Annotated in this window: 10 protein-coding genes; 4 read left to right on the top strand and 6 right to left on the bottom strand. The window is 67.2% G+C overall.

Annotated features, from left to right (window positions below):
- Nucleotides 1–2 precede the first annotated feature (2 nt).
- The 3 genes from NMQ16_RS18355 to NMQ16_RS18365 are packed head-to-tail and all read left to right on the top strand — an operon-like array spanning nucleotide 3 to nucleotide 4811.
- A complete protein-coding gene (locus NMQ16_RS18355; protein ID WP_257082433.1) occupies nucleotides 3–887 on the top strand; it encodes a branched-chain amino acid ABC transporter permease in 885 nt (294 codons plus the stop codon).
- Nucleotides 884–2467: a branched-chain amino acid ABC transporter permease gene (locus NMQ16_RS18360; protein WP_257082434.1), complete on the top strand. Its 1584-nt coding sequence runs from the start codon at nucleotides 884–886 to the stop codon at nucleotides 2465–2467. The genes NMQ16_RS18355 and NMQ16_RS18360 overlap by 4 nt, the downstream gene beginning before the upstream one ends.
- A gap of 25 nt (nucleotides 2468–2492) precedes the next feature.
- The gene (locus NMQ16_RS18365; protein WP_257082435.1) at nucleotides 2493–4811 is read left to right on the top strand and encodes a LamG domain-containing protein; all 2319 of its coding nucleotides are present in this window, start codon (nucleotides 2493–2495) and stop codon (nucleotides 4809–4811) included.
- Between the two features lie 58 nt (nucleotides 4812–4869).
- On the opposite strand, the gene NMQ16_RS18370 is transcribed toward NMQ16_RS18365, so the two are convergent.
- Nucleotides 4870–5955, bottom strand: a complete 1086-nt coding sequence (locus NMQ16_RS18370; protein ID WP_257082436.1) for a LuxR C-terminal-related transcriptional regulator — start codon at nucleotides 5953–5955, stop codon at nucleotides 4870–4872.
- Nucleotides 5956–6221: 266 nt separating this feature from the next.
- On the opposite strand from NMQ16_RS18370, the gene NMQ16_RS18375 reads away from it, so the two are divergent.
- Nucleotides 6222–6611: a carboxymuconolactone decarboxylase family protein gene (locus NMQ16_RS18375; protein ID WP_257082437.1), complete on the top strand. Its 390-nt coding sequence runs from the start codon at nucleotides 6222–6224 to the stop codon at nucleotides 6609–6611.
- Between the two features lie 21 nt (nucleotides 6612–6632).
- On the opposite strand, the gene NMQ16_RS18380 is transcribed toward NMQ16_RS18375, so the two are convergent.
- The 5 genes from NMQ16_RS18380 to NMQ16_RS18400 all read right to left on the bottom strand — a co-directional run.
- A complete protein-coding gene (locus tag NMQ16_RS18380) occupies nucleotides 6633–6854 on the bottom strand; it encodes a TIGR02450 family Trp-rich protein (RefSeq protein ID WP_257082438.1) in 222 nt (73 codons plus the stop codon).
- A gap of 151 nt (nucleotides 6855–7005) precedes the next feature.
- Entirely contained in the window at nucleotides 7006–7932 is a 927-nt protein-coding gene (locus NMQ16_RS18385) for an MxaL protein (protein ID WP_257082439.1), read from the bottom strand.
- 10 nt (nucleotides 7933–7942) lie between these two features.
- Nucleotides 7943–8479 (bottom strand): MxaK protein, encoded by a 537-nt coding sequence (locus NMQ16_RS18390; RefSeq protein WP_257082440.1) that lies wholly within the window; start codon nucleotides 8477–8479, stop codon nucleotides 7943–7945.
- Nucleotides 8476–9558 carry a vWA domain-containing protein gene (locus NMQ16_RS18395; protein WP_257082441.1) on the bottom strand — a complete coding sequence of 361 codons (1083 nt, stop codon included), beginning with the start codon at nucleotides 9556–9558 and terminating at the stop codon, nucleotides 8476–8478. Before NMQ16_RS18395 ends, NMQ16_RS18390 begins: the two co-directional genes overlap by 4 nt.
- The coding region (locus NMQ16_RS18400) for a hypothetical protein (protein WP_257082442.1) at nucleotides 9555–10395 on the bottom strand (841 nt) is incomplete at its 5' end. The genes NMQ16_RS18400 and NMQ16_RS18395, both read right to left, overlap by 4 nt.

Below are 10395 nucleotides of genomic sequence, written 5' to 3' on the forward strand. Positions count from 1 at the left end.
TCGTGGAGTGGCCGTCCATCCTGTTGTCGGGCATCACGCTGGCGGCCATCTACGGCCTGCTTGCGATCGGCATTTCCATCACCTGGTCCAGCCTGGGCATGGTGAACATGGCTTACGGCCTGACCTTCGCCGCCTCCGGCTACGGCGGCTGGCTGATGGCCGAGCACTTCAGCGAAGCCGGTGTGCTGGTCATCCTGGCCGGCATCGTCACCGGCGCGCTGATCGGCGTCATCGTGTGCCTGATCGCCTTCATCCCCATCCACGACAAGCCCAACTTCAATGTGCGCGGCCTGATCGCCACGCTGGCGCTGAGCCTGATCGGTACCCAGCTGCTGCTGATGACCTTCGGCCCGCAGGCCAAGACGCTGCCGCCGCTGTTTGGCGAGTGGCAGTGGGAGATGACCGAAGAACTGATCCTGACCGCCGACCAGGTGGGCACCTTGCTGTCGTCATTGCTGCTGCTCGGACTGACGCTGGCGTGGATGAAGGGCAGCCGGCGCGGGCTGGAGATCCGCGCCATGATGATGAATCCGTATGGCGCGGCGATCTGCGGCATCGGCGTGCGCAGCACCGGCATCTACGTGATGGCGATCACTGGCGCGCTGGCCGGCCTCGGCGCGGTGCTGCTGTGCCAGACCTACTTCGTCAGCCCGTTCTCCGGCCTGACGCCGATGATCAAGGGTGTCAGCGTGGCGCTGTGCGGCGGGCTCGGCAGCGTGTCCGGCGCGCTCATCGCTGCCTGCATCCTGGGTCTGGTCGAGGCGCTAACCACTGCGTATCTGGGCGGGCAGTACGTGCTGATCACCCAGTTCATCGTCATCATCGTCATTCTGCTGATCCGCCCGCGCGGCATCGCCGGCATGCTGGACAAGGCGCGGGAGGCATGATGTTCAAGGTCACGAAATCGCTCGGCTGGAAGAACCCGCAGGACAGCTGGGCGCCCGATGCGCCGCGCTGGAAGCCGCGCATGCTGCCGGTCGGCCGGCTGCGCTGGTACTGGAAGGGACCGGCGCAGGGCAGCGCGCTGTGGCGTCTGCGCTACCCCTTCACGCGGCGCACCGTGCTGCGCACGCGCGGTGTCTACAACCCGAAGACGCTGCGTGCCGAGCGCACCATCGTCGATCGCCGGCCGATCTACTGGGCGCTCGGCCTCGCCCTGCTCGCGCTGCTGCCGCCCTTTGTCGATTCCGGCGCATTGCTGGCGGCGGGCGCCGTGTTCTGCATCTATGCCGCGATCAATCTGTGCTGGATGCTCACCATCGGCACCGCCGGCATCTTTTCGCTGGCCAGCCCGGCGGTGGTCGGCGCCGCGGCCTACGGCTCCTCATGGCTGGCCATTGAATACGGCCTGCCGTGGTGGACCCTGCCCTTCATCGGCAGCGGCATCGGCCTCGTCTTCGGCGCCATCATCGCGATACCGGCGACCCGCCTCGACGGCTTCTACTACGCGCTGCTGACGCTGGGCATCAACGAACTGTGCCGCGTCTATGTCGTGCAGTCGCGCGTGTTCGGCTCGGCAACAGGCGGCCTGTACGGCGCGCCCTCCTACATGCCGGAGGGTTGGGACGAAACCAGCCAGCTCAGGCTGGGCGTCTATGCCTGCCTGGCGCTGATGATCGCCGCGCTGTTCCTTTACCGCTTCGTCAATGGCACGCGTCTGGGCCGCATCCTGCGCGCCGCACCCGAGAAGAAGGAGGCGTTCGCCGAAGCGACCGGCATCGACTTCCGCTCGGCGCGGGTGCGCGTGTTCCTGATTTCGTCGATCGCGCTCGGTGTCATCGGCGGCTTCTACGCCACCCACTTCCGCGGCGCCTCGCCGACGCTGTTCTCGTTCGATCTGGTGCTGATGATGCTGGCGATGATCGTCATCGGCGGGCTGGGTCGCGCCGAAGGGGCCGTGGTCGGCACGCTCATCGTCATCTTCATCGAAAAGTACCTGATCGACTGGGGGCCGGCCCGGCTCATCCTGATCGGTCTGATCATGCTCGGCGTCGTGCTGTTCCTACGCGGCGGCCTGTTCGGCATGAAGCAGCAGTTCCGCGCCTGGCGGAACAAGAAGAAAAGCGAACGCCGTTCAACCCGCGCCGAAAAAGGAGGCGAAATGCTGCCCGAAGAAGCCACCGAAACCCGCGACAAGGACCAGATCTTCGCCCGCCGCTTCGACAAGCAGCAGCGCGATTTCCTGAAGACGCTGGTGACCGACGACGTGATCGAGGAACACCGAGCGAAGCCGCTCGGCCAGCACAGCGAACAGCTGGAGCGCCTGCTGGTGTATTTCCGCCGCGGCGTGCAGAACGACAAGTACGCCATCGTCGCCACCGTTCCTTTCAAGGAGTACCGCGTGATCGCGCTGTCCGGCTTCCGCGGCGTGGCGCCGCGCGTGGTCGACGACAAGGTGTATGCGACCGAGGACGAGGCCTATCACGGCGTGTTCCTGCGTCGCGTGCAGGACCTGCTCGAGTCGTAATCCATTTCATCAGGCGTTTCAGTACATGGCACAGATCAAGGTTTTCGGTTATTGCGACCAGCTCACGGTCAAGGCGGGCGACACGCTCAGCGTGAAGGCCAGCGTCGATGGCGCCGACAGCGTCACCGCCCAGCTGGTGCGGCTCATCCATGGCGACGCGCACCCGGATGGCCCGGGCTTTGTCGAGGAGGCGATCGATAGCCCGATCAACCGCGACTGGCCGGCGAAGAAGCAATACACCCAGGTCGGCTCGTTCCTGCGCGTGCACGACCCGGACCATCGGCTCGCCGTGACCGGCAGCTTCACGCTGCATGCCTTCATCACGTCGACGCTGCCGGACATCGGCGTTCGCCAGGCGCTTCTCGGCCGCTGGTCGATCGATCGCAACGAAGGCTATTGCCTGGGCATCAATCAGAAAGGCTATCTGGAGTTCTGGGTCGGCGACGGTCAGGCGGTCGATTACGTCGCGGCCGAAGTGCCGCTGGTGGCGCGCGTGTGGTGCTTCATCGCGGTCAGCTACGACGCCTCGACCGGCCGCGCGACGATCCACCAGCAGTCGGTGCTCAACCGCTACAACAGTCTGCTGTCGCCGGTCGCGCCGATGGATTACGGTTCGCACGTGCATGAAACGCTGCGCGTGAAGCCGGTCAGCGCCGATGCCCCCTTTCTGGTGGCCGGCGCGCAGGACTGGCACGAACTGCGCGGGCATTTCGTCGCGCAGTGCTTCTGCGGCAAGATCGACCGCCACGGCATGTACGACCGCGCACTGACGCGCGACGAACTCGAGGCGCTGGCGGCCGGCGGAGCACCGCACGCCAACGGTCTGCTCGCATACTGGGATACCACGCACGGCTATACCGACCGGGGCATCGGCGACACCGTGTTCGACACCGGCCCGTATCGCCTGCACGCCGAGGGCTACAACCGCCCGATCCGTGCCCAGACCGGCTGGAACTGGAACGGCCGCGACGACTGTTTCCGGCTCGCGCCGCAACAGTACGGCGGCATCGAGTTCCACGTCGATGCGATGATCGATTCGAACTGGGACGAAACGCTGTCGTTCACGATTCCGGCCTCGCTGCGCAGCGGTGTGTATGCGGTGCGCCTGCGCGTGGGCGACGGTGCCGGTCTGGCCGAGGATCATGTGGTGTTCTTCCTGCGTGCCGCCGTGCCGAAAGCGCCGGTGGCGCTGCTGATGCCTACCGCCAGCTATCTCGCATACGCCAACGAAAAGCTCAGTTTCGATGCACAGATCATCCAGCCGATGGCCGGCCAGCCGCCCATCGTCAGCGAAGTCGACATCGAAATGTACAAGAACCACGAGTTCGGCCTGTCCACCTACGACCACTTCCTCGACGGGCTGGGTGTGTCCTACAGCTCCTACCGCCGGCCGGTGGTTAACATGCGACCGAAGTACCGCATGTCGAGCATGGGGCTGACCTGGCAGTTTCCGGCCGACCTGTCCATCGTCGCCTGGCTGGAGAAGCTGGGCTACGACTACGAAATCCTGACCGACGAAGACCTGCACCGCGACGGCCTGGCCGCGCTCCATCCCTACAAGGTGGTGCTGAGCGGCTCGCATCCGGAGTACTACTCGGAACGCATGCTGGATGCGACCGAAGACTACGTCAGTGGCGGCGGTCGCCTGCTGTACATGGGCGGCAATGGCTACTACTGGTGCGTCGGCTTCCGCGACGACGAACCGTGGATCATGGAAGTGCGCAAGCTCGACTCCGGCTCGCGCGCCTGGGAAGCGAGACCCGGCGAGCACTATCTGTGCACCACCGGCGAGAAGAGCGGTCTGTGGAAGAACCGCGGTCGTCCGCCGCAGAAACTCACCGGGGTGGGCTTCACTGCGGAAGGCTTCGAAGAGTCGAAGTCCTACCGCCGCATGCCGGACAGCTACCACCGCACGGTGTCGTGGATCATGGAGGGCGTCGAGGGCGACATCATCGGCGACTTCGGTCTGGCACGCGGTGGTGCCGCCGGCGTCGAGCTCGACCGCTACGACCTCGCGCTGGGCACGCCGCCGCACACGCGCATCCTCGCGTCGTCAGGCGGTCACAGCGACAACTACATGCTGGTCGTGGAAGAGATCGTCTACATGCACCCGGGCTTCGGCGGCACACAGGAACCCAAGGTGCGCGCCGACATGACCTGGTTCATGGCGCCCAATCACGGCGCGGTGTTCTGCACCGGCTCGATCGCGTGGAGCAGCGCGCTGCCCAGCAACGACTTCGACAACAATGTTTCGCGCATCACGAAGAACGTGGTCGACGCCTGCCTGAAGGACGGCCCGCTGCCGGGCTGGGCATGGATCGCCGACGAGAAACAATGGCGCTGACGTGACGCCACTTAACGCACGGGGGCGCTGACCTCTCGCCCGGGGGGCGGGCGCGCCGTCAGATGAAACGCGCCTGATGCAGCTGGCGGTAGCGCACCGCCAGCGTGGCGCCGTCGATGTGCAGTTCTTCCTGGCGCAGCAGCGACGCTAGTTCGCCCTTGTCGCTGACCCCCAGTTTTTCGTAGATGGCACGCAGGTAGAAGCGGATCGTGGCCGGTGACAGGTCGAGCTGGCGCGCGATTTCCTTGTAGCTGCTGCCGCGCCCGAAGGCTTCGGCCACCGCGGTTTCGCGCGGCGTCAGCACGTCGAGACGCGAGCGGCTGCGCACCACCAGCAAGGTGAAGTCGCCCAGCAGGTGACGCTGCAGTACGACGGTGCGCAGCTTGAGCCGGAAGTCGTCGGTCTTCAGCCACAGGCCTACCGTGTCCGGCAGGCAGCCGTCGCCGATGTCCGGCCACTCGCAGCGCAGCGCCTCGACGAACTGCGGTTCGGCGTTCAGCAACTGGCCCTGGCGGTCGAGAATCGCCATGGCGACCTGATCGTTCGCCATGCTGGCCTTCAGATATTCCATCTGGAAGATGCGGTTCGACGTCCACGCCGAACACAGGTGCGGCATCAGATACTGCGCCATCTGCTGGTCGCCCCGGGTGAAGCGGGCGTCGCCGACCGTGCGGTACAGCGACAGGAAAACGAAGGCGGTTTCGGAGGGCAGATAGACCGAGGTGCAGAACGCCTGGCCGACACCGTGCTCGCCCATCAGTGTCGCCAGCCCGGGCGCCTCGTTGAACCTTCGCTGATCGAAGTACACGGTTTCCCGCGGCTTGGCTTTCACCGCCTTGGCCAGCGCATCGTCGTACTTGGTTTCTTCCCACAGCGGCACGAAGCCGTCGTCGAGATTGAAGGGCTGCGAGCTGTGCAGCGCGAAGCTGCCTGCAGCCGGCGACATGATGCCCCACCACGCCTTGTCGAATCCGACCAGCGGCTGCACCCGTTCGAGCGCCGCCTGCTGGAAATCGTCTATCGCCTTCGCCTGCGCCAGCGACTGCAGATCGAGTACCGCGTCGCTGAATTCGCCCACACTGAACATGGCGCCATCCTGATGAAAGACCTCCACGCCGGCCATCCCGACCGGCGACCCTCTCATGCATCACTCGTGCCAGTGGCCGGAATCGTTGGTACGCCTCGCAAATGGCGTGGCAACGCCATGCGTGACATGAATCCCCGATCCGGCCCGCCCTGCATTGATGCGTCGCACGATCCGATGCGCCAATTGCGGGCAGGGCGATGCTACTCCGATCAGCCGTGGCGACGGCACACCGACAGGTCCTGCACAACGCAGCCGGCTGGTTCAGCGTGCTGCGGAATCCGTAGAATCCGCCGCTCGACACGAATGCAACCGGAGAAATGATCATGAGCGATGGCGCGAAGTGCGGGGAAGCGGTACGCCGCGAAGTGATGAGCGATGCCTTTGTGGATCGCGCACTGGGCAACGCGACCGACTTCACGCAGCCGCTGCAGGCCTTCATCAATGAGCACGCGTGGGGCGGCGTCTGGACACGCGACGGTCTGGACCGGCGCACGCGCAGCCTGATCACTCTGTCGGCGCTGACCGCGCTGAAGTGCCCGAACGAACTCAAGGGCCATGTGCGCGGCGCGCTCAACAATGGCTGCACGGTGGAGGAAATCCGTGAAACGCTGCTGCACTGCGCGGTGTACGCCGGTGTGCCGGCGTCGGTCGATGCCTTCAGGGCGGCGCAGGAAGTGGTCGATGCGTGGCGGGCGGAGCAGTCAGCCGGCTGACGGGCGATTTTCGGCGAGCCGTCAGACCCAGCCCTGCCGCCAGCAGGTCGAGTCCTTCAGCTCGCGCCACTCGATGCGCTGCACCGATTTCGAATGGACCGCTTCGATATCTATCCAGCGGATCGCTGTTTCCGGCGGGTCGGGCTCGATCACCTTGCAGACGAGGAAGTGCAGGTTGCGGCCGACCGGCGCAACGGCGGTCCATTTGGTGAGCAGCAGCTTTTTCGGATGCAGGGGGTTCATGGTGTGACGGTCGCCGGGTTTGACGACTCCGACCGCGCCGCTGCGCAGCGATTCCCCACCTTTTCGAAAGTGGGCACGAATGTGCGTCTGCGCTCGGCCCGCTGCACGCCGACGCCCGGTCGGTCGGCTCCGGGGAGGCGGGCGGGTGCAGTCAGCGCGGGCCGCGGGCCTCCGGGCGGAAGCGCGCGATCAGGACGATCAGGGCGAGCGCCGCCGGCAGCCATGACAGGTCGGTCGGCACCGGACGGGAGACCGCCGCGTCGGCATTCTTCATGGCACGGGTCAGGGAGTCGGCGTCAGTCAGCGTGGCGTAGTCGAAGCCGACCTGCTGCGCGATGGCGCGCAGGTGCGTCTCGCGCAGTGCCGACAGGTGCTCGGTGCCCGGTACGCGCTTGCCGTCGGCAGTGCGCAGCTCGCGCTGGATGACCTCGCCCGCCTTCCAGTAGCCGACCGGACGGCCGTCGTCGTCGCTCTTCGGAATCGGCCGCGCCGCCTCGCCGCCGGCGCCGATGATCCAGCCGCGGATGTCGCCCGGCTTGATGTCGTCGAAGCCCGGCTTGTCGCCGTCGCGCAGCGGCGGCGCTTCCTGCCCGTCACTGACGAACACGATGCTCGGCGTGTCGCCGATCTCCTTCGCCGCCCGCACCGACCAGAACACGCCCTTCGCCACCTCGCTCGAATTGCCCCAGCGCATGCGGCCGTCGATCTGGTCGAGCGACGCAAGCAGGTCGCCGTAGTGCGCACACACTTCGATCGGCGCCAGCAGCAGCAGCGTGCGGTACTCGGCGAAGCCGGCCCAGCCGACGCGCGAGCCGCACGGCAGCTCGCGCAGTGCGCGCCTGGCCGATTCGCGGGCGTAGGCGAGCCGGCTGACCGGCACGCCGTCCAGTTCGTAGTCCTCCACATTCATGCTCTGCGTCAGGTCGAACACGACGATGGTGTCCCAGCTGTCGCGCGGCAGATTCACCGGCGGCAGCACGGCGGCGAACACCAGCAGCGCCAGCGCGGCGATCAGCGAACGCGCGTCGCGCTCACGCAAGCTGGCCAGCAGATTGCGCAGGAAGGCGCGTGTTCTCATGCGCGTGTCCTCACGGCAGGTCCAGCCGCACGCCCTGCAGCGTGGTGACGACGCGCTCCTTCGGCGGTGCCGGGCCGTCGTCGGCCGCGGCGGCGGCCTGCTCGATTTCGGGGGCGAGCCACAGCGCGCGTTCGAGGTTGTAGCGTGCGTCCCAGTCGTCCGGGCGTTCGCGCAGCGCGTCGCGGTAGCGCTGCTTGGCCAGTTCGACCAGCGGCAGTGCGTTGGCGACGTCGGCCTCGCCTCGCGCCAGCGCCTCGCGCAGATGCAGATTGCCGAGGTTGTAGCGCGCGCCCTGGCGCAGGTCCGGACGTTCGCCGGCGATCAGCGCCTTCCAGGCGCGGGTCGCGGCTTCGCTGTCGGCGCCGCGGCTCAGCGCCAGCGCCTGCGCGAACTGCGCCTCCGGCAGATCGACTTCGATGTTGCCTGCGGCGGCGATGGCGGCATTCACGCGTTCGGCCTGCCACAGCTGCGTGGTCTGCCAGCCGGCAGCGACACCAGTCAGCAGGGCGGTGGTGCCGAAGATCAGATGGACGGTGCGTCGTTTCACAGCCAGCTCCGCAGAAGTAGGGATCGATAGACCAGCAGCAGCGCACAGCACAGCGCCGCCAGCGAAAAGAGAAGACGGCTGTGGTCCTGCCGCGGCACGCGCTCGTCGAAGTCGAGCGGGAAGTTCTGCTGCCGACCGACCTCGGCCACCGCCTTCGCAAGATCTTCCGGGCTGTCGGCCTGATACAGCCGGTAGGTCACCGGCAGCGACTGGAAGAAGCGGTGCAGCGACACCTCGGCGATCGATTCCTGCGCGTAATAGGCATTGCGGATTTCGATCGCGGCCGGGTCATCGCCCTCGGCTTGCGGTGGCGGTGCGCTCGCTTCAGCGTCCAGTTCCGGCGCGTTGAGCGTGCGCAGGTACAGCCAGTGCAACGCGATGCGGTTGGCCTGCAGACCTTCACGGACGCGTTTGCGCGTCGGTTCGTCGAGGTGGGTGCCACCGTCGGTCACCAGCAGGATGATGCGGCTGCCGGTGTAGGCGCGCGTATCGAAGGTACCGATGGCGGCGGTCAGTGCGCGGCCGACATCCGTGTCGGACAGCCCGCGCCCCAGTCCGCCCGCCTTGATGCCGGCCTGCACCACGGCGTCGTGCTGGGTGAAGGGCACGACGTTCATCGGTCCGGCGCTGAAGAACATCAGCGCGAAGCGGTCGTCCGGTCGCTGCTCGACGAATTTCGACAGCAGGTCACGCGCCACCGCCGATTTCGGCTCACCCCGCGATTCGACCTGGTACAGCATGGAATGCGGATCGATGGTGCGCCAGTCGGCGGGTTTCATCTTGGCGTCCATGCTGCGACTGCGGTCCATCAGGATCAGGATTTCCGCGCCGCGCCCGGTGCGTGTCACCGTGGTTTCCGGCGTACCGGGACCGGCCAGTGCGAGCACGATGCCGACCAGCGCGAGCACCGCCAGCGCGCGCCAGGCGAATCCGGCGATACGACCGACGCGGTCGCGCGGCAGCCAGTCCAGCGTCGGAAACAGCAGCGTGTCGCGCCGCCGGCGCAGCAGCGGCAGCGCCGCCAGCGGCAACAGCAGCAGCGCCCAGGGCTGGGCGAAGTCGATGGCGCCGAATGTCATGCTTCGTGCCGCTTTTCGATGCTGCGCAGCCGGCGGGCGAAGCTGTGCAGCGGCAGCGCGTCATCCGGCTGGCCTGCGCCGAAGAACAGCGTCGCCGACTGTGCATAGAAGCGCTCGATATCGGCACGCAGCGGTGCGTAGTGCGGTGCGCGCTCGAACAGGCGCGACAGCGAAGCCGGCTGCAGGCTGCGTCCGGCGGTACGGTCGAAGGCGCGGTGCAGCGCCTGCCATGCGTCCGGTGCGTCGTTGCCGCGGCCGCGCAGCGCTTTCAGTTCGCGCAACGCACGGGCGAACGGCTGGTTACGGCCGGCGCGCCAGCTGCGCCAGCCCAGCCAGCCGCCCCAGGCCAGCAGTGTGGCGACGCACAGGCCACCCCACAGCGCGATCTGCCGGCGGATCGACGCGGTATCGACGGCGGGCGCTGCGCGGTCGGGCTGCAGCGCGTCCAGCGCGCCCTGAGCGAAGGCGTTGCGCGGCGTCAGCGGTGCTGCGCTGATGGGCCATGCCGGCACGCCGAGCAGGCCGCCGGAGGTCGCGATGTCGAGCGCGGGAAGCGTCAGTGCGGTGAGTGCCTGCGGCGCATTGATCAGCTGATGTTCGATCACCAGCCAGCGTCGCCCGTCGGCATCGCGTTCGACACGGATCGGTCGACGTTCCAGCCACACGCCGACGCGGCCCGGTGCCGGCGGCTTGGTGAGTTCGACCGGCTTGCCGTCGATGGCGAGCAGCACGCGCTGCGTCAGCAGATCGCCCAGCGCGTGGCCGAAGGCGCGCGGCTGCTCGACGCGCGCGGGCGCGCCCTGCGGCAGGGTTGGCGCAGCGGATGCCGGGGCGGCC

It is taken from the genome of Methyloversatilis sp. XJ19-49 (assembly GCF_024580145.1).
Lineage (GTDB): Bacteria > Pseudomonadota > Gammaproteobacteria > Burkholderiales > Rhodocyclaceae > Methyloversatilis.

What these genes read in the sequence shown, in the direction of transcription:
- NMQ16_RS18360 (WP_257082434.1), top strand. Translation starts at nt 884, where the DNA reads ATGATGTTCAAGGTCACGAAATCGCTCGGCTGGAAGAACCCGCAGGAC.
- NMQ16_RS18365 (WP_257082435.1), top strand. Translation starts at nt 2,493, where the DNA reads ATGGCACAGATCAAGGTTTTCGGTTATTGCGACCAGCTCACGGTCAAG.
- NMQ16_RS18370 (WP_257082436.1), bottom strand. Translation starts at nt 5,955, where the DNA reads ATGAGAGGGTCGCCGGTCGGGATGGCCGGCGTGGAGGTCTTTCATCAG.
- NMQ16_RS18375 (WP_257082437.1), top strand. Translation starts at nt 6,222, where the DNA reads ATGAGCGATGGCGCGAAGTGCGGGGAAGCGGTACGCCGCGAAGTGATG.
- NMQ16_RS18380 (WP_257082438.1), bottom strand. Translation starts at nt 6,854, where the DNA reads ATGAACCCCCTGCATCCGAAAAAGCTGCTGCTCACCAAATGGACCGCC.
- NMQ16_RS18385 (WP_257082439.1), bottom strand. Translation starts at nt 7,932, where the DNA reads ATGAGAACACGCGCCTTCCTGCGCAATCTGCTGGCCAGCTTGCGTGAG.
- NMQ16_RS18395 (WP_257082441.1), bottom strand. Translation starts at nt 9,558, where the DNA reads ATGACATTCGGCGCCATCGACTTCGCCCAGCCCTGGGCGCTGCTGCTG.